Origin of the sequence: Blautia sp. BCRC 81119 (assembly GCF_003184505.1) — a bacterium.
Lineage (GTDB): Bacteria > Bacillota > Clostridia > Lachnospirales > Lachnospiraceae > Blautia_A > Blautia_A fusiformis.
Genome location: NZ_QJHD01000007.1, coordinates 46,426 through 71,192, shown reverse-complemented (window position 1 = coordinate 71,192; position 24,767 = coordinate 46,426). Strand labels below are relative to the sequence as shown.

Genomic DNA, 24,767 nt, shown 5'->3' with positions numbered 1-24,767 from the left:
AGCTCAGGAAGAAAGGAGGAGACTTATGCAGAATGTGCTGACAGTTGTGGCCGGATATCTGGGGAAGATTTCCCTTCCGGGATTTGGCGTGATAGATATCATTGAGATCGGACTGATTTCCTTTTTTGTATATCAGTTTATGGCATGGATTAAATTTACACGTGCATATACCCTTCTGAAGGGCATTTTGATCGTCCTTGGATTTATCCTGGTCGCATATATCTTCAAAATGAATACGATCCTCTGGATCTTCCGGAACCTGGCTAATGTGCTGGTGATCGGTGTGATCGTAATCTTTCAGCCGGAGCTGAGGAAGGCGCTGGAGCAGCTGGGACAGAAGAAGTTTGTTTCCAACATTATTCCCTTTGATTCCGGCAGGGAAGTGCAGGAGCGTTTCAATGACAAGACTATCAACGAACTGGTAAAGGCCTGTTTTGATATGGGTGAAGTTAAGACCGGAGCACTGATCGTGATCGAGGAAGAGATCCGGCTTGACGAATATGTGAGAACCGGTATCAATATTGACGGTATCCTTACCAGTCAGCTGCTGATCAATATTTTTGAGCATAATACACCTCTTCATGACGGAGCGGTGATCGTGCGTGGGAACCGTGTAGTAGCAGCAACCTGCTATCTGCCTCTTTCAGATAATATGGAACTGAGCAAACAGCTGGGAACAAGACACAGAGCAGGTGTGGGTATCAGCGAAGCTACGGATTCTCTTACGATCATTGTTTCGGAAGAGACAGGACAGGTTTCAGTGGCCAGAGGCGGAGAACTGTCCAGAGGGCTTAACAGCAAGCAGCTTCGTGAAGTACTTGTTTCTGCTCAGAATAAAAAGGTTGTTGACAACGGTAAGCTGAGAAATCTGCTGAAAGGGAGAGTGAAACATGAAGAAAAATCTGACTAAGAACATCCCTTTGAAGATCATGTCGATTATTGTGGGAATCCTGGTGTGGCTGATCGTAGTAAATGTTGATGACCCTATCATTACGAAAGGCTTTGTGATCTCAGATGTGCAGATCATTAACGAAGCTTATGTGGATCAGCTGGGTGAGATGGTCATGCAGGATGACCGTGAAAATTCCGTACGTGTTTATATTACAGGTGATCGGAAGACAGTCAACCGTCTCACCTCAAGTGATATTAAGGCAGTTGCGGATCTGCAGCAGGCCCAGTCTACCGATACAGATCCTGTAATGATTCCCATTACAGCGACCTGCTCCGGGATACTGCCGGAAAACATTAGTGTATCACCGCAGAATCTGAGTGTCCATCTGGAAAAAAAGGTGACCAAAGAATTTGCGATCAATGTTACCAGTGATGACAGCAAGCCGGCACAGGGGCTGGAGATTGCTTCGCTCACCGCAAATCCGGAAAAAGTCCGTATTACAGGACCGGAATCTCTGGTTGGTAAAATAGATAGTGTGAGTGTGGATGTAAGTTCAAAACTTGACGGGATCGATCAGGATACGATGATCACGGACGCAGAACTGACTATCACAGATAAGAATCAGGACACTCTTTCATCAAATTCCATGAGCTATCTGAAATTTGACAACAACGGAAAGGTTAATGTCACGGCAAAGCTCTGGAAGGTGCGTTCTGATATACGGATCAGTGCGGGATATACAGGGGAACCAGCAGAAGGCTATGTTGTGGATAGTGTCACAACAGTACCGGAGACTTTCAGCGTAGCCGGAAGTGAGGAAGCACTGAACAATCTGAAACTTCAGGGAAATACCATTTATCTAGACAATGAGAATGTGGATATTTCAGGAAAGAGCAATGACGTGGAAAAGAAAGTAAACCTGTCAGAGCTTCTTCCGGATGGCCTCAAGCTGACATCAGGATCCAGTACGGACCTCTGGATCACAGTCAATATCCTGCCGGAGGGCAGTAAGATATACAGCTTCCCGACAGAGGATATCAAAGTAAAGGGTCTGCCTGATGATCTGCAGCTGGCATTTGAAGTTGCGGATATTGAACTGAAGGTGCAGGCGGAAGAAGGAGATCTTTCCCAATTTGATCTGAAGTCGGTGGGAGCAGTACTTTCCATGGATGACTGGGAGGAGGGAAGCTACGAAGTACCGATCAAAATCAGTCTTCCGGAAGGCTACAAGCTGCTGGAGGATGTAACCGCCGAGATCAAAATCTCCAAGGTTTCCAATGTAGACAGCAGCAGTCAGTAAGTAATCACAGCTTTGGACAAGGCTTGAAGGATAAGTAATATAAAGGGAGACAGCAGCAATGTTAAGTTATAAGGTAACGGTCAGGAACCCGTCAGGGCTTCATCTTCGTCCCGCAGGGCTTTTGTGCGGCGAGGCAATAAAATACAAATCGTCCATAACATTTCAGTATGCCGGAGGTACAGCGAATGCCAAAAGTGTTCTGAGTGTTCTGGGTGCCTGTGTTAAAAGCGGGGATGAGATCACACTGGTCTGCGAGGGTGAGGATGAACAGGCTGCGATAGATGCGCTTGTGGCTCTTATCGAAGGCGGACTGGGCGAATGATACGTAACAGATACAATAATTATTTACAGCAGCATGATCAGGAGGGATTATTGTGAAGAGAAGAGTTGTGGCAATTTTTCTCAGTCTGACATTATGCATGGGCGGAACTTTGGAAGCCGGCGCTGCGGCTTTGGAAAGTACAGACGTGCAGATGGCAGCAGAGACAGCCGGCGATCCGGCTGAGGATGTATTCAGTGATGAAGCGGAAACGACTGTACAGCAGCCGGAGACAGAAGCGGATCAAACAGGTAGTACTGACAGTACAGACAGTTCAGAAGAAACACCTGTTACACCGGAGAACCCCGCAGAGACACCGGATGTTATAGAAACACCGGAGATTACAGAGACACCGGAAACTACAGAAGCACCGGATGCGACAACAGAAGACAGTACAGATCCGGGCGATGATTTCAGTGCAGGTGATGCACAGGAACTGGATGCACCGTCAGCAGATACCGCAGTACAGAACAAAGTAGAGAACAACAAGGCAGAGGAAACTTCTGCTACCGGAGCATCACTGGTAAACGGTGTAGTCGTTGCCAAGACAAGTGACTGGGTTTCTGCAAACGGTTTTTACAGACTCCGCAAAAAGAAGGTTGCTGCATCTGCAGCCCCGGAGGGAAAAGCTTCTGAGGATCCTGCAGAAAGTAGCGAAGAAGAGCAGAAAACAACAGTTGATGAAACAGCTGCAGCAGCACAGGAGGTACAGCAGACTGAAGAGCTTCCGGATGGTGCAGCAGAGAGTGAGCAGGCTCAGGTACTCCAGAATGAGTCAGCAGAAGGAGAGCAGGAGACTGCAGCAGAAGAAGTTTCTACAGAGGAAGTATCCGCAGCAGAAGCTTCTGCAGAGACAGCATCCGCAGATGTAGTGTCTGCAGAGGAGACATCCGCAGAGACAGCACCCGTAGAAACAGAGACGGCAGTCGAAACATCAGAGAGCGTAGATAACGCAGAGACTCTTGCCCAGGATGAAGGGAACGCTTCTCAGGTATCAGAGACAGGTTCCATCGAAGATAATTATTTTACTGCGCAGGATGGTCTTCTTAAGATCAATACCAACGGACATGTGGGATATTATCTTTTTAATGAAGACGGATATCTGGTAACCGGCCGTATGACCCGTGAGCCAGGTGCAGCAGGTTATACCGGAACACAGAAGACAGAATGGTATTTCCTCGAAAACTCCAAAGCTTCCCTGTATTCGGATTCCACCGGAAAAGCAATCACACCGTGGACATCCAATCTTGGCCAGCAGAAGAGAAATTACTGGTTATGGACAGGAACTGTTTTCCGCTATTATAATTCCCAGGGTGATTACAAATCCATAGAGGCTCAGAACCTTGTAGGCAAGATCAAGAAGATCGGAAATGCTTATTATACACTGATGCGTAACGGAAAACCGCGAACAGGAATCCTGAAGCTGACAACCGGTTCCACAACATATCAGTATTACTTCCAGCCGGCATCAAAGGCAGGAGAGATTCCAGGAAAGCTTTTTTATGGCGGATGGACATATGTTTTAAACAGCAAAAATCAGAAACGTTTTATCTATTGTAGTCCGAAGGCTGCCACACGTGGACAGATCATGAAACATGGAGTTTATGTATCACCTGTAATGTCCAAGAAATATCGATATATGCTGAATGCCAGCGGCTATGTTATGACGAATACAATGGCGAAGGCGCAGAATAACGCATATTATGTTTCAGACAGCAAGGGCCGCATCATTACAAAAAAACTTGTGAAGTATAAAGGCAGCAGATATTATTTCGGAGGCAATGGCCAGAGAGTTTCCTGGAAGAACTGCTGGCATGGCTGCCCGGGTGCATCCAACAAGATTTATTATTTCGGAAGCACAGCAGGAAAAGTTGTTGAAAAATATGGCTGGCAGAAGGTGACCGACGCAAAAGGCCAGTTCTTCGGATGGTTTTACTTTGACAAAAACGGAAACCACTATAAGAGCCAGATGATAACAAACAAGTCCTCCAAAAAGAGCTATTACTTTAATAGCACAGGACAGCTTGCAACAGGAAAAACAAAGATCGGCAAAAAATACTATTTCTTTGCAACATCAGATGCCAATGCGCACAGAGGCTGGATGTACAAGAGTACATTGATCCGTTACCAGAATAAGTGGTATTATGCAGGCGGCAACGGTGTTCTGAAAAAGTCAGGCTGGCAGAAGGTAGGTAAATACTGGTACTATCTGCAGAACTATACCGTTGTGACAAATAAATCCATGAAGCGTGGTTCCGTAAATGGTTATCTGGACAGCCAGGGACGTTTTTCCACCGGCTGGGTGATCGTCAGCGATTACTATGATCAGGTCAAATATATCGATCCGGACAGCGGTTCCAAGTATCTGACCAATACAAGCAGATGGATCGATGGAAAACTGTATTACTTTGATAAGGATGGTTACCGCCGTAATGATGTTTCCAGTATTTACGGAGGACCATATTACCTGGAGGTTGATAAGACCAACGGTGTTATGACTGTATACACAAATAGCAGCAAGACCATTCCGGTTAAGACAATCCGTGTTTCTGTAGGTCTCTCCGGAACACCTACATGGGATGGTACATACAGACTGACCCGCAGTCTGAGATGGCAGCCACTGATGGGACCGTCCTGGGGACAGTATGGAACACATGTTGACGGATGCGGACAGGGAGGAATCTTTATCCATTCCGTAGCCGGATCGACCAGGAGTGTTTATAATCTTCCGGCAGGCGAGTACCTGAAGCTTGGTCAGCCTGCATCTCACGGATGTATCCGTACCTGTGTGGCTGATGCGAAGTGGGTATTTGAGAACTGTAACGGTTCTACGATCCACATTTACAGCAGCGGAAATTACGTTAACAATGAATCCTTCAAGGGACCGTTAGGCCGCAGACCGCTGGCAACCTTCCGTGGAGCCGGAAACTTTGATCCTACAGACCCGGAAGTTCCGTGATCTTTACCGAACAGTACCAGAAAGAAATATATAGAATAACTGAAGACCGATGTTCAGCTGTATGAAGCTGACATCGGTCTTTTTCCATATATGGCTTTACTTTCCATTTTTTCATATGTATAATAAGAGTTATGCACAAATAAACAACATAATTTATGGAAGGAAACTAAAATGAAAAACTGGAAGAAATGGCTGGTGGCAGGCTGTATGGCAGCACTGCTGGGAATAGGAACAATGGGAACTACAGCGATGGCCATGGGCGGCGGAGGCGTAGACCGAAGCGAGGCAGTTGCTGAGGAAGAAAAGGTCCCCAGCGGGAAGGCAACACAGAATTCCAGGGTAAGTTCAAAGGCCTGGAAGAAGATCAACGGTGTCTGCTATAACGGAAGCGGCCAGAAGCTGGAAGGTGCTGTCACACGTGGAATCGATGTTTCTGAGTGGCAGGATACCATCAACTGGAGCCAGGTCAAAAAATCTAATGTAGATTTTGCCTTTGTCAGGATCTCCTATGGTCTGAATCATCTGGATAAGACATATGATTACAACATGAAACAGGCAGAGAAGGCAGGAGTTCCGACAGGAACCTATGTGTACAGCCTTGCGCTGAACACACAGCAGGCACTGAAGGAAGCGCAGCTTGCCATCCGTAAAATGGATGGATATAAAGTATCCTATCCGGTGGTTTATGACATTGAATATGATCAGATGCGCAATCTTTCCGCATCACAGATCGCGGATCTGGCAAAGACCTTCTGCAATGAGGTAAAAAAAGCCGGATATCATCCAATGATCTACTGCAATACAGACTGGTATGACAACAAGCTTGACTGGAGCAAGATGACAGGTTATGATGTATGGCTTGCGCGGTATGGTGATACGATTCCGGCTCCTGACAAGAAAAAGTACAAATATACCATCTGGCAGTCCACCGATGGTGACGGTGGCGGATATCTGAATACCACCAAGGGTCTGGTTGCGGGAATTCCGTCTTATTCTACTGTAGATATTGACTTCGGTTATGTTGATTATACCAAGATCATCACACCCAGATGGCATGTACAGACCGGATACAAAGCATCCACCAGACCGGATACCAGCAACTATAAAGGAAAAACCGGCTGGGCAACAGAGAACGGAAAGAAATTTTATTATGTCAATGGTGTCAAAAAATACGGCTGGGTTCAGGTGAAAAATAAGAAATATTATATCCATAAGACCGCAGGAATGTGCCGTTCAAAGCTGATCAGAGATTCCAAGAATATTTCCAGGTATGTAGATAAAAATGGAGTCCTTGTGAAAAATACTTGGATCACCTATAAGGAGAAAAAATATTATTTTGACAAAAACGGACATGCATTAAAAGGCATGAAAAAGGTTGGAAAGAACTATTATTATTTTCAGGCCAAATACGGATACATGATGAGACATGTGCGGTACATGAACAGCAGGAATGATGTATATTATTTTGGCGGTGACGGCGTTATGGTCAAAAAGGTATTCTATACATGGAGCGGAAACAATGAAAGCCATACCTATTATTTTGGCTCCAATGGAAAGATGCAGAGAGGCTGGCTCAAATTGGACGGAAAGAGATATTATTTTGATCCGGAAACAGGAATCATGTACAAAAACTGTACTATTGAGAAAAACGGAAAGAGCTATACATTCGATGAAGATGGTGTATACACAACTATATCCGCAGCAAATAAGAAAAAATAAAAAAATGCCGGCAGCGAACATAAAGCTGCCGGCATTTTTATGATCATAAGGTATAAACAAGGATTCCCAGGATGATGATCAGATTTCCGATGATCTTTCCGCGGGAAATCTTTTCTTTCAGGATCCGCCAGGAAAACAGCAGGACAAAAACATAGGCGGCAGTATCAATCACCGGTCCGAATTTCATATCCACTTTGGTGTAGCACCAGGTATTCAGGAGCAACACTCCAAAAAAGATACCATAGGCCAGGATCACCCGCCAGTTCAGATATTCCCGGAGGGGATTTTTGTATTCCATATTGGCACTCTGCTTCAGAAGTACCTGGGAAATTGCCGAAAAAAAGGTTCCGGCCAGCATGATCAGCATAAATGTTCTATTCATATCTCTGCACCATCCAGACTCCGATCAGAACGATCAGGATGCCGATGATGTTCTGAAGCGAAAGATTTTCGTGAAAAATGATCACAGCCCATACCTGGGACCACAGAAGATAGACGCTTTTGTTGGCGTAGGCCGTGGAAAGGGAAAATTTTTTGATCACCTGCTGCCATGCAATGGCGTAGATTCCACAGTTTGCGATCATAAGAAAAAGAAATACATAGAGAAGAGGACTATGAAGCCCTACTTTATTGTAATAAACCGATGCAAGCTTGGAAAAAACGCTGGTAAGAGAAAACAGCAGGATATTCAGATGAAGCTGAATATAATCTTTGATTTTTGTCATGTTTCCTCCATATCATAAATGCGATTATCATAGACTGATAATCAATATATATCATCCGGCAGGTTTATGCAAGAAAATGTTTGAACAATGTAACGGTTTACAACAGGAAATGAAAATGATAAGATTAAACGATAAGTGTCAATTGATACAAAAGAGAGGAAAAACGATATGTGTTTATATTCAGTGGTTGTTCCTGTATACAATTCAGAACATACGCTGCAGGAACTGTACACCCGTCTGGAAAAAGTATTCCGTGAAACGATAAAAGAAGAATTTGAACTGATCCTTGTAGATGACGGGTCCAGGGACCGGTCTTTTGCGGTTATGCAAGAACTCCGGGAAAAAGATCCCCGTGTCAAGATCATCCAGATGGCAAGGAATTTCGGACAGCATCCTGCGCTTCTGTGCGGATTTGCCCACGCAAAGGGAGAGTTCATCGTAACTATGGATGATGACCTTCAGCATCAGCCTGAGGAGCTCCCAAAAATGATCAATGTAATGAAGGAACGTGACGATGTGGATGTGATCATTGCAAGCTATGAAGGACGTAAGCATAATCTGATTCGGAAGCTGGGCACAAAGCTGTCTGTATGGGCAACTTCCAAAATGCTCGGCAAGGATCCGAACCTTCAGATCACCAGTTATCGACTGATCCGCCGGTTTCTGGTGGAAGCCATGCTGAAGACCAATACATATCTTCCGCAGATCGGAAATCTTCTGGTTTTAAGCTCCAACCGTATCATCAATGTTCCGGTGCAGCATGCAGCACGTGCATATGGAAAGAGCGGATATTCTTTTCGCCGCCTTGTGAAGGATCTCATCTATGATATTACTGCCCATACGGCATTTCCGTTGCTTATGGTGCGAAACATCGGCATTGCCAGTTTTCTGGTAAGCTTTTTACTGGGGATCTATTATCTGGTGAGATATTTTCTGTGCGGGATCTCAGTGGAAGGCTGGACATCTCTGATGCTCGTGATGCTGGCATTTTTCGGACTGACATTGCTTTCGATCGGGATCATCGGTATTTATCTCATGAATATTCTCAATGAGGCCAAAAAGATGCCGCACTATGTGATCCGTCAGGAGGAGACAGACTGATGAAAAAAGAGATCGGCGGCTATCTGGAACTGGAAGAACCGGCGGGACAGGAATACTATCCGGATCTCTGCGGCGTGAATCTCGGAAGAACAGCGCTTTTGTGGCTGATGGAAGCACGCAGGTGCAAAAAGATCTACCTGCCATTTTTTCTCTGCGATTCCGTAACCGGTGCCTGTGAGAGATTCGGGGCAGATATAGAATTTTATCATATGGATGAAAGTCTGCATCCGGTCCTTGAGGAGAGAACGCTTCCGGAAGGAGAATATCTATATCTGGTAAATTATTATGGCCAGCTTACCGATGATAAGATCCGGAAATATAAAAAAATCTATGGGAATATCATTGTGGATCATACGCATGCGTTTTTTCAGAAACCGCTGCCGGGTGTGGACACTCTGTACTCCTGTAGAAAATTTCTCGGAGTCAGTGACGGAGCATATCTGTCCACCGATGCGGAACTGGAACCGGAAAAGAAGCCTCTGGACCATTCCATGGGAAGAATGGAGCATATTCTGGGACGTTATGAATATGATGCCGGAACCTTCTATCAGAAAATGCTGGATAATGCAGCAAATTATCATGAGATGGAGATCCGCCGAATGTCCCGTCTGACCGGAAACCTCCTCAGGACTATGGATTATTCCGGTATCAAAACAAGAAGAGAACAGAACTACCGTCTGCTGTCGCAGCTTCTTCCTTCAAGGAATGCTTTTACAGGGGAGGTGCCGGAGGGACCGTTTGCCTATCCGTATTATCATAAGAACGGATTAGAGCTTCGACGCTGGCTGGCAGGCCGGAAGATTTTTGTGCCGACAAACTGGCGTAATATCCTGGAAGAATTTGACAGGGATACCATGGAATATGACTGGGCTGCCAATGTGCTGCCGCTTCCCTGTGACCAGAGATACGGGGCAGAAGAAATGCAGTATATCGCGGATTCCATAAGAGAATGGGAGGAAACGGAATCATGAAACACAGATTGCTGATACTGGGAACGTTGGGAGAATTTGAGCAGCTGGTGCAGAAGGCCCGCGAAAAAGGATACTACACCATTGTCTGCGACGGATATCCGGATGGTCCGGCAAGAAAATTTGCAGATGAGGCATTTCAGATCCCGGTAACAGATACGGAACGGATCGCCTGTCTCTGCCGAGAAAAAGAGATCGATGGGATCATCACATCCTTTTCCGACCTTCTTCTGGAATGTATGGTAAAGATCGCGGACCGGGCAGGAATCCCCTGTTATCTGAAACCGGAGCAGCTTCCCTGGTATCGTGATAAATCAGCGACCAGAGCACTGCTTACTGAACTGGGACTTCCCACTCCGGGCTTTCGAAAAATCCCGATCGCATATTTTAAAGACAGGTCCAAAAGAACTCAGCTGAAAGAGCTGCTTGAGGGACTTCGTTATCCGGTGGTCAGCAAGCCACTGGATAAATACGGCTCCCGCGGGATCTATATATCCGAAGATCTGGAGGAGCTGATAAACGGGGCAGAAAAAACAGCAGGATTTTCTGATATGCCGGAGATTTTGGTGGAAGAATATAACGATGGCTATGAATTCAATATGATGACCTGGGTGCGGCATGGAAAAGTCCATGTGATCAGTATTGCAGACCGTGAAAAGACATTTGTTGCCAAAGGGGAGATCCCCATCAGTACAAGAAATGTGTATCCTTCCAGATTATTGTCAAAAGTTGAAAAGCCTGCCACAGAACTTCTTCAGGCATATGCGGACAGAACCGGTCAGAAAGACGGAGCCCTTTCCATGCAGTTTTTCTGGAAGCCGGGAGAAGGTATCCAGGTCTGCGAGATCGCCGCACGATTTTTCGGATATGAGCATGAATTGACCGATATGGTCTATGGATTTAATATGGAAGAGCTTCTTCTTGCATCTCTCTATGATCCGGATAAACTGGAAAAAATGCTTGCAGAACACGATGTTCATAAACCACAGTGTTGTGGAGCTGTCATTTATTTTCAGGGAAGGCTTCTTACCATCGGAGATCAGTCTGCGGCAGTCAGGCTGGGAGAGAAAGAACAGGTGGAAAAGCCCTGGATCTTTTATCAGGAAGGAGAGAAGGTCATTGAGCATGGTCCTAATCCGTATCTGGCATTATATTATGTAAAAACAGAGAATTGTAAGGAAATGGATCTTCTCACAGAAGAGTTTTATGAGGAAATGCATATTCTGGATCCCAACGGCCAGGAGGTGGCATACCATAATCAGATCCCGGATTATGCACCGGCAGAAAAATAGGCATTGAATTTACAACATGAGTGTGAGAAAATGAAATGTGCAGTTAATGTAGAAAAACCATGAAGAATAAGAAATAAAGAGGAAATACATGATTGATTTTAACAGACCTGCGTTTACAGGTAAGGAATTTGAGTACATCCGTGACGCAGTAGAACGGGGAATGCTCTGCGGCGACGGGATCTACACGAAGAAATGTTCTGCATGGATGGAAGAGCGCTTTCATGTGGGTCATGTGATGCTGACAACCTCCTGTACCCATGCACTGGAGATGGCTGCTTTTCTGGCAGATATCCAGCCTGGCGATGAGGTGATCATGCCGTCTTATACTTTTGTATCAACGGCAGATGCATTTGTGCTTCGCGGTGCAAGGATTGTATTTGTGGATATCCGGCCGGATACCATGAATATTGACGAGAAGCTGATCGAACAGGCAATCACAGATAAGACCCGCGCGATCGTTCCGGTCCATTATGCAGGAGTAGCCTGCGAGATGGATACGATCATGGAGATTGCTGGAAGACATGATCTGAAGGTAGTGGAAGACGCGGCCCAGGGTGTGGATGCCTACTATAAGGGAAAAGCCCTTGGTACCATTGGAGATTTTGGCTGCTACAGTTTCCATGAGACTAAGAACTATACCATGGGAGAGGGCGGTGCGATCCTGTTCAACGGGGATCAGTACCTGGAGAAGGCAGAGATCCTGAGAGAAAAAGGAACGGACCGCAGTAAGTTTTTCCGTGGTCAGGTAGATAAATACCGCTGGATGGATTATGGATCATCCTATCTTCCGAGCGAATTGAATGCGGCATATCTTTATGCCCAGCTGGAGCAGCATAAGAAGATCAGCGATAAGCGGATGCAGATCTATGATTTTTACAATGAGAACCTTAGATTTCTGGCGGAGGAAGGAAAGATCCAGCAGCCTTATGTACCGGAAGAATGCACACATAATGCACATATGTACTACATTAAGGTACATGATATCCAGGTACGCACAAGGCTTCTGAAATATCTCCGCGAAAAGGATATCTGCAGTGTGTTCCATTATGTACCCCTTCATTCCGCACCGGCAGGAAAAAAATTCGGAAGATTTTCCGGAGAAGATGTTTATACTACAAAAGAAAGCGAGCGTCTTATGCGACTGCCCATGTTCTATAATCTGGATATGGAGGATGCGAAGAGAGTTGTGGATGCGATTGCTTCCTTTGACGGGTTTTAACAGAAGAAGGGGAGAGCTATGAAAAAAACAAAAAAATTACTGGCAGTTTTCGCAGCAGTCAGTGTGGCGTTGATGCTGCCGTTACAGACCATGGCTGCAGTGGATCTGAATGCGAAATATGATATCAGCACCAACCAGATCCAGGGATGGCCGGCAGGACCGGATATTACCTCAGATACCGGTATCCTGATGGATGCAGACACAGGAGTTGTTCTTTATAACAAGGGCGGAGATGAACAGAGATATCCGGCCAGCATTACCAAGATCATGACCTTGCTGGTGGCAGTGGAGAACTCCACCATGGATGAGAAGGTGACCTTTACAGAGACCGGGGTGCGTAATGTTACGGCAGATTCCAGTAATATCGGCACAAAGGTGGGCGAAGTCCTGACTATGGAGGATTGTCTTCATGCTCTGATCATCCAGTCTGCCAATGACGTTGCGGCACAGATCGCAGAGCATATCGGCGGGACAGAGCAGGCATTTATCGATATGATGAACCAGCGCGCCAGTGAGATCGGATGTACCAATACACATTTTGCAAATTCCAGCGGACTTCCGGATGATAATCATTATTCTTCAGCACGGGATATGGCGCTGATCTTCCGAGAAGGCCTGAAAAATGAAACATTCCGTACGGTCGTGGGCACACCGGACTATATCATCCAGCCTACAAATATGAACAGCCAGCAGAGGATCCTGCATACCCATCATCCTATGTTTGCACCGGAAAGCGGATTTTACTATGAAGGCTGCATTGGTGGAAAAACCGGAACTACCGTTGCGGCAGGGCATACACTTGTCACAGGAGTGACCAGAGATAATACCACATATATTGCAGTGACTATGCGTGGAACAGAGCTTTCCAATTCCTGTATGGACAGTACAGCTATGTTTAATTACGCATTTGAGAATTTCACAAAAACAGAAGTAAATGGCGGCTATGTATTCCTTCCAAAAGGGGTGGAGCTGAATTCCCTTACCGAGAAGTCAGAGAATACCAATGGGAAAACAGAAACCGGTTACTATTTCGGAGATTATCTGATCGGTACCGCAAGTGTTGCACAGGCAACTGATACACCGGTACCGGAACCGACCGCGGCGGCAGAGGACAGCCAGGAAGCGGACAGCTCCGAAGTGGAAGCTTCCACAGAATCAGCAGAGGAAGATAACAGCAAAACAACAGAGAAGAGTACAGCCGGAGAGGACTCCAGCGAAAAAAAGAGCATTCCTGCCCTGCGTAAGATCCTTCTTATGATCATGGCAGCGATGATCCTGATCCTGATCGCCCTTCTTGCGGCTCTCAGAATAAAAGAAAAGAAACATCACAAATAAATCAAAACAGAAAAGGAGAAAGAAAAAATGGGAAAAATAAAAGTAACACAGTGCGGAGATATTGAAGGACTGAAAGTGATCGAGCCAACTGTATTTGGTGATTCCAGAGGATATTTCATGGAAACATACAATTATAACGATTTCAAGGAAGCAGGCATTGATGTGGAATTCGTTCAGGACAATCAGTCCAGCTCCCGTTACGGTGTTCTCCGCGGACTTCATTTCCAGATCAGCTATCCCCAGGATAAACTGGTACGTGTGGTAAACGGAGAAGTGTTTGATGTTGCGGTTGACCTTCGTGAAGGCTCCAAGACCTTTGGAAAATGGTATGGTGTAGTCCTTTCCGCAGAAAACAAGAAACAGTTCTTTATTCCTAAGGGATTTGCTCATGGTTTCCTAGTACTTTCCGAGAATGCAGAGTTCACCTACAAGTGCTCTGATTTCTATCATCCAAACGATGAGGGCGGACTGATCTGGAATGACAAGGACATTAACGTTGAGTGGCCGATCCCGGAAGGCATGGAGCTTATTTTCTCCGACAAGGACCAGAAGTGGGGAAGCTTCGAGGAATATAAGAATCGATAAGGAATTGCAGAATGAAGAAAATATTAGCTTTGCCGGCGGAGCTGTACCAGAATCGAAAGCTGGTTTTAAGCCTTGCAAAAAATGATTTCAAAACAAAATATGCAGGATCCTATCTTGGTATTGTCTGGGCATTTATCCAGCCTATCGTAACGATCCTGGTCTACTGGTTTGTATTTTCCGTAGGACTGAAGGCCGGAACGGTATCGGATTACCCTTTTGTACTCTATCTGGTATCCGGTATCGTGCCGTGGTTTTTCTTCCAGGATGCATTAAACGGTGGAACCAATGCCCTGATCGAATACAATTATCTTGTGAAGAAGGTTGTATTCAAGATCAGCATCCTTCCTATCGTAAAGATCATCTCCGCACTTTTCGTGCATGTTTTCTTTGTGGCCTTTGCACTGATCTTATGTGCATGCTACGGATATACACCAAGCCTTTATACACTGCAGATCATTTATTACTCTGTCTGCACCTTCCTTTTTGTACTGGGACTTGTGTATGCTACAAGTGCGATCGTCATTTTTTTCCGTGATCTGACCCAGATCATCAGTATTTTTCTTCAGGTGGGTGTATGGCTTACACCGATCATGTGGGATATCAATATGCTTTCTTCACATCCATGGCTGATCAAGCTGTTTAAGCTGAATCCGATGTACTATGTAGTTACGGGCTACCGTGATTCCATGCTTGGTCATATCGGGATCTGGAACCATGTTTCATGGACGATCTATTTCTGGGTAGTTACGATCCTGCTTTTCGGACTGGGATCTGTGATATTCAAACGTCTGAAGCCGCATTTTGCAGATGTGCTTTAATTGAATGCGGATGGCGGATATCCGCCTGATCCGGACCGGACAGTTCCCATGGGGGATTTGCTCTGTAAGGATAAAAAGCAGAACGGCGGCAGATTGTGAGAGTGAACGATTTACACAAAAGTGAGGTTGAAAATGGCAGAAGATATTGCGATTTCAGTAAATGATGTCAGTAAGATGTACAAGCTTTACGATAATCCTATGGATCGTCTTAAGGAGTCTCTGGGATTATCCAGAAAAAAGAAATATAAAGAGCATTATGCGCTCAACCATGTATCCTTTCAGGTGCATAAGGGAGAAACAGTGGGAATTATCGGAACAAATGGTTCCGGTAAATCCACGATCCTGAAGATCATCACCGGCGTACTTTCGCCTACGGCCGGAGAAATAGCCGTAAACGGAAGGATCTCAGCGCTTCTGGAGCTGGGAGCCGGATTTAACGGAGAATATTCCGGACTTGAAAATGTATATCTCAACGGAAGCATGATCGGTTTTTCCAGAGAAGAGATCGATGCCAAGCTGCAGTCTATTCTTGATTTTGCAGATATCGGTGATTTTATCTATCAGCCGGTAAAAACATATTCCAGTGGTATGTTCGTGCGTCTGGCTTTTGCGGTAGCTATCAATATCGATCCGGAGATCCTGATCGTTGATGAGGCTCTTTCCGTAGGTGACGTATTTTTCCAGGCAAAATGTTACCGGAAGTTCGAAGAGTTCAAGGAAATGGGGAAGACCATTCTGTTTGTAAGCCATGACCTGAGCAGCATCGGAAAATACTGTGACCGTGTTGTGCTTCTAAACAAAGGTGAGAAGCTTGCAGAGGGTGGTGCCAAGGAGATGGTCAATCTTTACCGTCGTGTGCTGGTCAATCAGTATGACGATGCAGATCTGGAAGAAAACACAGACGATGCAGAAGAGGGACAGGCGACGGAGAATCAGGCAGCCGGAGCAGACGTTTCACTGAAAGCACATACCGGAAACGGTAAAGCTATGAAGGACAGCCTGAACCTGAATCCCAAGGTCCTGGAATACGGCAGTAAGCTTGGCGAGATCGTGGATTTTGCCATCCGGGATGATACAGGAATGATCACCAATGTGATCGAAAAAGGCAAGGAATTTTCCGTTCAGATGAAAGTGAAGTTCCAGGCAGATGTCAGCGATCCGATCTTTGCATTTACCCTGAAAGATCTGAAAGGCACCGAGATCACAGGAACCAATACCATGTATGAACATACGCCTCTGAAACCGCAGAAGGCAGGCGATGTCCGTGAGATCACCTTCAAACAGGTGATGCCTTTGGAGGCAGGGGAATATATGCTGTGTCTGGGCTGCACCGGATATAAAGACGGCGATTTTACCGTATTTCATCGTCTTTACGATGTGTGTAACCTGACCGTGATCACAGATAAGAAAGCAGTAGGATATTTTGATCTGTTTTCCAAAGTATCTGTGAAATAAGTGGAGGAACGACTATGGCGGAGTTGAATTTAGATTATTATACGGCGAAGGATCATTATTCCGATGGGGATATCGAGGAAACACTTCTGAAAATGGCACAGGAAGGCAAATCTTTTGAAGACCTGCCGGAGGAAGAGGTAAGTTTTCCAATGGTCTACCATTTTTCAGGGCTGCGGGAGAATATCTTAAGCTGGTATCCTCTGAAAAAGGCAGATTCCGTTCTGGAGATCGGAGCCGGATGCGGAGCCATTACCGGAATGCTTTGCCGCAAGGCCGGTCATGTGACTTCCGTGGAGCTTTCCAAACGTCGGGCAGATATCAATTATGCGAGAAACAGGGATAAGGAAAATCTGACGATCATGGTTGGAAACCTGAATGACATGACTTTTCCGGAAAAATTCGACTATGTGGTAGTAAACGGTGTGCTGGAGTATGCCATGAGCTTTACCGAGGGAAAAACTCCTTACGAGACATTTCTTCAGCGTATGGGCGCTTATCTGAAGCCGGAGGGAAGACTTCTGATCGCCATTGAGAACAGACTGGGATTGAAGTACTTTGCCGGAGCACCGGAGGATCACACAGATCTTCATTTTTTCGGGATCAATGGATATCCGGGAAATCAGTCTGTGCGCACCTTTTCCAAGAATGAACTGGGAGAGCTGCTGGAAAACAGCGGCTTTCCTTTTCTGCGCTTTTACTACCCGTATCCGGATTATAAATTTCCGACAGAGATTTTTACAGATGAGAGCCTTTATACCAATTCCTACGGAAGAAGCTATCCTGTATACACAGATAAGACAGCAGATCTTTTTGCAGAAAGTGAAGGCGTAAAGGCCTTCGAAAAAGAGAAGATCCTGGACAGCTTTGTGAATTCTTTTCTTGTGGAGGCAGGACGTACCGAAAACCGGGACCCGGAGGAAATCCTTTATGTGAAGCTGAACCAGGAGCGAAAAGAAAAGTTCCGTCTTCTGACCAGGATCGTCCGGGAGAACGGAGAGGTCCGTGCGGAAAAAGAGGCTATGGTGCCCCAGGCTGAGGAATTTGTGGAAAAACTGGAAAAAACCGGAACAGAGAGTACTGGATCCGATAAATACAAGAATCTTCCCTGCAGGGCAGAAAACGGAAAGATCTCTTATCCGCTCCTTACTGGAAAAACTCTTCACCAGGAAATCGCAGAGCTTGCCCAGAAAGAAGATCTTGAAGAGATCAAGGCCCTTCTTAAAAAATTCTATCAGGAATTTTTCGGGGCTCGTCAGGTTGTGGATTACAGGACCGGAGAGTTCCGCGAGGTATTTGGTGATCATCCGGGAAGAGAGGATTACGAATGTGTCTGCCCGGCCAATGTGGACCTGATCTGCAGCAACATCTTTATGGGAGAAAAGGAAAATCAGATCATAGATTATGAGTGGATGTTTGATTTCCCTGTGCCTGTGAATTTTATCATGTGGCGCCTGATCCATGAACTGTATACACATGTTTCTGAGCTGCCGCGGTTATGTCATGAGGATGAGATGATGGCGGAGTTTGACATCAGCTATACAGACTATGAGATATTTATGGATTGGACCATGCATTTCGTCTATGAGTATGTGGGCTGCGGTTCCCTGATCCCGTTTGAACAGAAAAAAGTGCCGGTTTCCGTAACAGAGCTGGTGAACAGAGAAAGAGAAAAGCACCAGATGCACAGCAAGCTGTACTATGATCTTGGTGAGGGATTCTGTGAAGAGCATACACTTTATGCAGAGGGAAAACTTTCCGGAAACCGTTTCCGGGTAGAGTTTGCGCTTTCCGGTATCAAAGGAATACGAAATCTCCGCTGGAATCCTGCAAACGGTCATTTCCTGAAAGTGAGGATAGAGCGTCTGGATTGCGGATGCAGTGCGGAGCTTGTGCCTCAGGGTGTCCATATGAAGGTGGATAACAGTACCACTGCGTTTTTTACCACCGATGGCTTTTATCTTATCGATGTTACGCACCCGGAAAATGTGGACAGGATCGTAATAGAGGGAAAACTTGACTGCCTTGAGCTTCCGGATGTGGAAAAGCTTCTGGCCTTTGAAAAAGAGCGGGAAGTACGAAGAGAACAGGAGCGTATCAGAAAAGAGGCTGAACGTGCCGCAAAGCAAGCTGCAGAGGAAGCAGCACGTGCGCAGGAAGAGGCCCTTCGTCATCCAGGCAAAAAAGCGCAGGTAAAGAGACTGGTCAAAAAGGTTCTTCGCTATCATACAGAGCCGGCGGCAGTGATGGGAGTGGAGACAACTCCTACCTGTATGGGCAGTGTTGATTTCTTCCATTATGAGAATGGCACCTTAAATGCCATTGGCTGGGCCTTTGATCCGACGTTTGCGTCTATGGGACAGCCAAGGATCGCATTTTATCAGGGAACACAGAAGCTTCAGGAGGCTTCCTGTACTACGATCTACCGTACGGATGTGGCTAATGCCATTGGAAATCCGGATGCGGAAAGTGCCGGGTTTTCTTTCCTGGCAACGGTTCTTGCGCCGGCAGAGACTTCTGTTTTCCTGGAATACGGAACCGCAGCGGATACCGGAAGATTCCTTATCGGAAAGATCCCGGGAACCAGGGATCAGAAAGAGCTTCTGGTATACGCGATCGAAGATCCGAAGAGTATCGGAAATCTTCGCCATTTCAAACAGCGTCATGTACGCAGCACGAGAAAGGCATATCCACAGGCAGTCTATCAGCAGAAGGTGGATGTGATCGTGCCGGTTTACAACGGACTGGAGTATTTTGATGCCCTGTTTTCCGGAATTGAAAAGACAAAGGTTCCATATCGTCTGATCCTCGTAAATGATAAGAGTCCGGATCCTGAAGTAGGAAACTATCTGGAAAAATATGCCGCAGAGCATGACAATGTGGTACTTCTGAATAATGAGACCAATATGGGCTTCCTTCCGTCTGTAAACCGTGGATTAAAGATGGCGGAAAATCATGTGGCTCTTGTAAATACAGATGTGGAGGTTCCGGAAGAGTGGCTGGAGCGCCTGATGCTTCCGATCTTTGCAAAGGAAAATATTGCAACCACTACACCGTTTACCACTTGCGGAACCATCTGCAGCTTCCCGGATTTCTGCCGGGATAACAAACTGTTTGAGGGAATGCCGCTGTGGGAGATCGATGATGAATTCCGCATGATCCGTCCGCAGTATCCGGCTATGCCTACCGGTGTGGGCTTCTGCATGGGTATGAACCTGAAAGCAATCCAGGAGGTTGGCCTTCTGGATGAGGAGAATTTCGGAAAAGGCTACGGTGAGGAGAATGACTGGTGCCAGCGTGCCATAGCTGCAGGCTATGAGAACGTGCATGTGGATAACCTGTTTGTATATCACAAGCATGGTGGAAGTTTCCCGTCTGAGGAAAAGCAGAGACTTCTGAAAGAGCACAGTGAGGCGCTGCTCCGCAAGCATCCGGATTACAACAAGGATACTGCGGATTACTGCAGAAGAGACCCGCTTCGTCCGGTAAGACTCTACGTGGAAATGAAGCTTCTCAACAGGAAGCTGGATGTGCCTACCATTGTGGCCTTTGACCATGATCTTGGCGGCGGTGCAACGGCTTATCTTGTGGAAAAAAGACGTCTGGCTCTGCGGGAAGGATACCGTTTTGTGACCATCCGCTATAATATCGTAAGCAATCGTTTTTACTTTACGTATCAGTATAAGCAGTATGAGATGGAATTTTTTGCAAATGATCTGGAAACTGCCCTTGGTGAGCTGATGCGTGTGGATGAGATCTGGATCAACGAGCTTGTGACCTATCAGGATCTTTACGGAACTCTGGAACGTATCCTGCGTCTTAAGAGAGAGCAGGGTGCGAAGCTCCTTATGCTTCTTCATGATTTCTTTGCCCTTTGCCCGGCAGTGAATCTGATCGATGCAGAAGGAAAATACTGTGGTGTTCCATCCTGTGAGGTCTGCGATAAATGTATTCCGGATAACCGCAGCAATGCCTGCACAGAATACGGAACCGGAACGCTCTGGCGTACAAAATTCCGGGAATTTCTGTCAAACTGTGATGAGATCCGTGCATTTTCCGATGATACGGCAAGGCTGTTCAAGCGTGCTTATCCGGATGTATACAATCTCCATGTGATCCCGCATGCACCCCATTACCTTCCGGCAGTGAAAAAAAATAAAAAAACCACAGAGACCTTTAACATTGGTCTTATCGGCGTACTCTGCTACAAAAAAGGCCTGGAGGTTGTGAAGGCGCTTGCAGGATATATCGAAGAGAATGAACTGAATATCCGTCTGAGACTGATCGGTACTTCCGACGAAGAGATCGAAAGTCCGGTATTTTCCCAGACAGGAAGATATATAAGAGAGGAGATCCCAAGACTTACCCTGGAGCAGGATATTGATATGTTCCTGATCCCGTCCGTATGGCCGGAGACCTTCTCCTACACAACCTCGGAGATCATTTCCATGGGATTTCCGGTAGCGGTACTTCCGGTAGGTGCACCTGTAGAACGTGTGAAACGCTATGCCAAGGGCCTTGTCCTGAAAGATGAGAAGCCGGAGAATATTGTGGAAGAGATGATTTCTCTGTGGAAAACTCTCGGCGAAAGTGAGCTCCCTGTGGAAAAACGCAGGCTTCTTTTCGTAGGAGAGGAGATTTCCTTTGCCTCCAGATATCGTGTGGAGCATTTCCGGGAGCAGCTGATCCTTAAAGGCTATGCATCGAAGTTTATCCAGATAGATCAGGCAGAGCAGGAAAAGATCGAGGAATATACAGCGATCGTGATGTACCGCTGCAGCAAGCTGATGGAAGCAGAAATGCTTGCCAACCGGGCGAAAGCAGCCGGAATCCCTGTTTACTATGATGTGGATGACCTGGTATTTAATTACGAAAAAATTTCCGGGCTGCATTTCCTGAAGGGAAGCGAGTACAGTGACTTCCGCACAACTACAGACCGTATCCGCGGATGTATGGGATTCTGCGACGGATATTTTACATCTACGGAGACACTGGCAGGAGAGATCCGGGAAGAATTTCCGGAAAAACCGGTGGTGATCAACCGCAACTGTATGAGTATGGAGATGGAGATCTTGTCTCACGAGGCTGTGGAGCAGACAGACAAGGCTAAAGACCGGATCTATATCGGATATTTAAGTGGTTCCAAAACGCATGATCAGGATTTTGCCCAGGTGGAGGCAGCACTTCTGGAGGTGATGGAGCGCCACCCGGAGGTTTATCTGAAGCTAGTGGGTGTGCTGGATGAATCCGGAATGGAGCTGGTGCAGAACCGCATTGAGAAGCTTCCGTTTATGGACTGGAGACAGCTGCCTGCCGTGATCGCAGGACTTGATATCAATCTGATGCCACTGGAGAACAGCCTGTTCCACTGGTGTAAATCCGAGAATAAGTGGACAGAGGCTGCCCTTGTAAAGGTTCCGAGTGTCATGAGCCGTAACTGTGAGATGGAATACGTGGTCGAAAACGGAAAAGATGGCTGGATGTGTACCACAAAAGAAGAGTGGGTCAATGCCCTGGAAGCTCTGGTTACTGATGAGAAGGCCAGAAAAGCCATGGGTGAGGCCGCACATCAGAAGGTTATGGAACATTACCTTACAGTAAATACCGGAAAGGATGCAATGGAGGAATTGTTATGCAGCGAGAGCTATACGAAGTAGAAAAGGACAGGTTTGACCTGAAGGACAGTTCTCTGTATCATCTTCAGGGAACCTGGCCGAAGGATTATAAGCCGGAAGCCGTTCTTGACGGGGAAAAGCTTCCGGCAGCCATCAGTGCCCAGGAGCGTGTCAGCGCCCTGGAGCGCTTTAAGGATCTGGATCTGGTAAACGGAGAACGTGTGCAGATGGAAATCTGCCTGCCGGATCTGGAGGGCAAAAAGAAGCTTGTTGTTTATGCGGTAAAGGGTGAAAAACGTATCCGGTGGTTTTCTGTTTCGGCAGCACAGCTTTACAGGAAACAGGGAAAACCGCAGTACTTTATTGAGAGCATCGAGGTGGAAGCCGGGGAAAAGATCTGCCGTGTCCGTGGCTGGGCAGCCTTTAACAGCCCCCTGACCATACGCCTGGAGGATCGCAGCCGGAAGGAAATCCCCTGCGAGATCACCAGACTGAAACGTGTGGATGTACAGAATCGGTACCAGGAAACAGAAATCGATGAGAAGAGCGGTTTTTTCTTTGAATTCCATTATGACAGTGTGAAGGAATTCTACATTGTATTTGAGGCAGGCAATGTGCGGACGCTTCGTCTGGTACATCTGCAGCCACAGAAGCGCCTTGCGGAGAAAGCTGCGGTATATTTCCGTAAGGGAAGCCGTTACATGAAGCTTCACGGGGCAGCAGCCCTTACCGGAAAGGTATTTGGAAAGGTGCTGGACCGTAAAAACCGTCCGGTGGATTATTCCAAATGGATCGTGAAGCATCTGCCGGACAAGGCAGAGCTTGCAGAAGAAAGAAAAACGAAATTTTCCAGGAATCCAAAATTCAGTATTGTGATCCCGCTTTACAAAACACCGGAAAAATATCTACAGCAGCTGGTAGATTCCATAGAAGCCCAGACCTACGGGAACTGGGAGCTTTGTCTTTCCGACGGAAGCGGAGCAGATTCTCCTCTTACCGATTATCTGAACAGGCTGGAAAAAAGTGATGACAGGATCCGTGTGATCCGCAACGACCAGGCACTTCAGATCGCAGAGAATACCAATGCGGCCATGAAAGCGGCAACAGGAGATTTTATCGTGTTTGCAGATCATGATGATGAGCTGACGCCGGACGCCTTGTTCCAGTGTGTGAAAGCGCTGAATGAGGATCCGGAGCTTAAGGTTCTGTATTCCGATGAAGATAAGATGTCCATGGACGGGCACAAATTCTTTCAGCCGCATTTCAAACCGGACTTCAATATTGATCTTTTGTGTACAGTAAACTACATCTGTCATCTTTTTGTCGTAAAAAAAGAGATCGTGGATCAGATCGGAAGGCTGAAAAAGGAATTTGACGGTGCACAGGATTATGATTTTGTGTTCCGCTGTGTGGAAGCTGCGGGAAGAGAGCAGATCCATCATATCCCCAGGATCCTTTATCACTGGAGATGCCATGAGGATTCCACAGCAGAGAATCCGGAAAGCAAAATGTATGCCTTTGATGCAGGAGCACGTGCCATCAAGGCTCATTATGACAGGCTCGGAGTTCCGGTGGAAATCGAAAAAGGTGAATATCTTGGACTTTACCGTACAAAATTCCTCTGGGAGGAAAAACCGCTGATTTCCATCATCATCCCAAACAAGGATCACATCGATGATCTGAAGAGATGTATTGATTCCATCGAAGAAAAGGCAACTTACCGCAATTATGAGTATGTGATCGTGGAGAACAACAGTACGGAGGATGAGACCTTTGCTTACTATAAAGAGCTGGAAGCATCCAATCCGAAAGCCCATGTGGTGTACTGGGATGGTATTTTCAACTATTCTGCTATCAATAATTTCGGAGCTGCTCATGCTAAGGGTGACTATCTGCTTCTTCTCAACAATGATACGGAGATCATCAGCCCGGACTGTCTGGAGCAGCTTCTGGGATACTGTATGAGACCGGATGTGGGAGCTGTAGGAGCGCGGCTCTATTATGAGGATGATACCGTGCAGCATGCAGGAGTAGTCGTTGGCTTCGGCGGCATTGCGGGACACTGCTTTGTGCAGCAGAAGAGAGACGCTACCGGATACTGCCACAGGATCATCTGTGCCCAGGATTACAGCGCTGTAACCGCAGCCTGCATGATGGTGAAGCGTGAGGCCTTTGATAAGGTTCACGGATTAAGTGAGGAATTCCAGGTTGCCTTTAATGACATAGATTTCTGCCTTCGTCTGGGAAAAGCCGGATATCTGGTTGTATACAATCCTTATGCGGAGCTTTATCACTATGAATCCAAATCCAGAGGTCTTGAGGATACACCGGAGAAGGTGGCAAGATTTAACCGCGAGATCGCTTCCTTTGAGAAGCACTGGCCGGAGATCCTCCGTGACGGAGATCCTTACTATAATCCGAACCTTACACTGGAGAGCCAGGATTTTTCTCTGAAGCGGATATAGGAG

At 46.4% G+C, this 24,767-nt stretch carries 17 protein-coding genes; 15 read left to right on the top strand and 2 right to left on the bottom strand.

Annotation, left to right across the window (positions count from 1 at the left end; all coding sequences use genetic code 11):
• The first annotated feature begins 25 nt into the window (after positions 1-25).
• From cdaA to DMI82_RS05975, 5 genes are all read left to right on the top strand, one after another.
• Entirely contained in the window at positions 26-910 is an 885-nt protein-coding gene (gene cdaA, locus DMI82_RS05995) for a diadenylate cyclase CdaA (RefSeq protein ID WP_015527426.1), read from the top strand.
• Positions 891-2,192: a CdaR family protein gene (locus DMI82_RS05990; protein WP_059086146.1), complete on the top strand. Its 1,302-nt coding sequence runs from the start codon at positions 891-893 to the stop codon at positions 2,190-2,192. Before cdaA ends, DMI82_RS05990 begins: the two co-directional genes overlap by 20 nt.
• A 58-nt stretch (positions 2,193-2,250) precedes the next feature.
• A complete protein-coding gene (locus DMI82_RS05985) occupies positions 2,251-2,514 on the top strand; it encodes an HPr family phosphocarrier protein (protein WP_015527424.1) in 264 nt (87 codons plus the stop codon).
• Between the two features lie 52 nt (positions 2,515-2,566).
• Positions 2,567-5,470 (top strand): L,D-transpeptidase family protein, encoded by a 2,904-nt coding sequence (locus DMI82_RS05980; protein ID WP_110102814.1) that lies wholly within the window; start codon positions 2,567-2,569, stop codon positions 5,468-5,470.
• Between the two features lie 171 nt (positions 5,471-5,641).
• Positions 5,642-7,189 (top strand): GH25 family lysozyme, encoded by a 1,548-nt coding sequence (locus DMI82_RS05975; protein WP_110102813.1) that lies wholly within the window; start codon positions 5,642-5,644, stop codon positions 7,187-7,189.
• A gap of 43 nt (positions 7,190-7,232) precedes the next feature.
• Here DMI82_RS05975 and DMI82_RS05970 read toward each other — a convergent pair whose 3' ends face one another.
• Positions 7,233-7,571 carry an EamA family transporter gene (locus DMI82_RS05970; RefSeq protein ID WP_015527421.1) on the bottom strand — a complete coding sequence of 113 codons (339 nt, stop codon included), beginning with the start codon at positions 7,569-7,571 and terminating at the stop codon, positions 7,233-7,235.
• Complete coding sequence (locus DMI82_RS05965; RefSeq protein WP_110102812.1) at positions 7,564-7,914, bottom strand: EamA-like transporter family protein; 351 nt, start codon at positions 7,912-7,914, stop codon at positions 7,564-7,566. The genes DMI82_RS05970 and DMI82_RS05965 overlap by 8 nt, the downstream gene beginning before the upstream one ends.
• 168 nt (positions 7,915-8,082) lie before the next feature.
• Here DMI82_RS05965 and DMI82_RS05960 point away from each other — a divergent pair, with 168 nt between their 5' ends.
• The 10 genes from DMI82_RS05960 (at position 8,083) to DMI82_RS05915 (ending at position 24,764) form a co-directional block, all read left to right on the top strand.
• The gene (locus DMI82_RS05960; RefSeq protein WP_015527419.1) at positions 8,083-9,015 is read left to right on the top strand and encodes a glycosyltransferase family 2 protein; all 933 of its coding nucleotides are present in this window, start codon (positions 8,083-8,085) and stop codon (positions 9,013-9,015) included.
• Complete coding sequence (locus DMI82_RS05955; RefSeq protein ID WP_199579964.1) at positions 9,015-9,986, top strand: hypothetical protein; 972 nt, start codon at positions 9,015-9,017, stop codon at positions 9,984-9,986. The genes DMI82_RS05960 and DMI82_RS05955 overlap by 1 nt, the downstream gene beginning before the upstream one ends.
• Positions 9,983-11,275 (top strand): ATP-grasp domain-containing protein, encoded by a 1,293-nt coding sequence (locus DMI82_RS05950; protein WP_110102811.1) that lies wholly within the window; start codon positions 9,983-9,985, stop codon positions 11,273-11,275. The genes DMI82_RS05955 and DMI82_RS05950 overlap by 4 nt, the downstream gene beginning before the upstream one ends.
• An 88-nt stretch (positions 11,276-11,363) precedes the next feature.
• Positions 11,364-12,494 carry a dTDP-4-amino-4,6-dideoxygalactose transaminase gene (gene rffA, locus DMI82_RS05945; RefSeq protein WP_015527415.1) on the top strand — a complete coding sequence of 377 codons (1,131 nt, stop codon included), beginning with the start codon at positions 11,364-11,366 and terminating at the stop codon, positions 12,492-12,494.
• A gap of 18 nt (positions 12,495-12,512) precedes the next feature.
• Positions 12,513-13,829, top strand: a complete 1,317-nt coding sequence (locus DMI82_RS05940; protein WP_110102810.1) for a D-alanyl-D-alanine carboxypeptidase family protein — start codon at positions 12,513-12,515, stop codon at positions 13,827-13,829.
• 27 nt (positions 13,830-13,856) lie between these two features.
• The gene (rfbC, locus tag DMI82_RS05935) at positions 13,857-14,414 is read left to right on the top strand and encodes a dTDP-4-dehydrorhamnose 3,5-epimerase (RefSeq protein WP_015527414.1); all 558 of its coding nucleotides are present in this window, start codon (positions 13,857-13,859) and stop codon (positions 14,412-14,414) included.
• A gap of 11 nt (positions 14,415-14,425) precedes the next feature.
• A complete protein-coding gene (locus DMI82_RS05930; RefSeq protein WP_110102809.1) occupies positions 14,426-15,232 on the top strand; it encodes an ABC transporter permease in 807 nt (268 codons plus the stop codon).
• 132 nt (positions 15,233-15,364) lie between these two features.
• On the top strand, positions 15,365-16,687 hold the full coding sequence (locus DMI82_RS05925) for an ABC transporter ATP-binding protein (protein ID WP_110102808.1): 1,323 nt from the start codon (positions 15,365-15,367) through the stop codon (positions 16,685-16,687).
• Positions 16,688-16,701: 14 nt separating this feature from the next.
• Positions 16,702-22,341 (top strand): glycosyltransferase, encoded by a 5,640-nt coding sequence (locus tag DMI82_RS05920; RefSeq protein ID WP_110102807.1) that lies wholly within the window; start codon positions 16,702-16,704, stop codon positions 22,339-22,341.
• Positions 22,317-24,764 (top strand): glycosyltransferase family 2 protein, encoded by a 2,448-nt coding sequence (locus DMI82_RS05915; protein ID WP_110102806.1) that lies wholly within the window; start codon positions 22,317-22,319, stop codon positions 24,762-24,764. Before DMI82_RS05920 ends, DMI82_RS05915 begins: the two co-directional genes overlap by 25 nt.
• Positions 24,765-24,767: the final 3 nt, after the last annotated feature.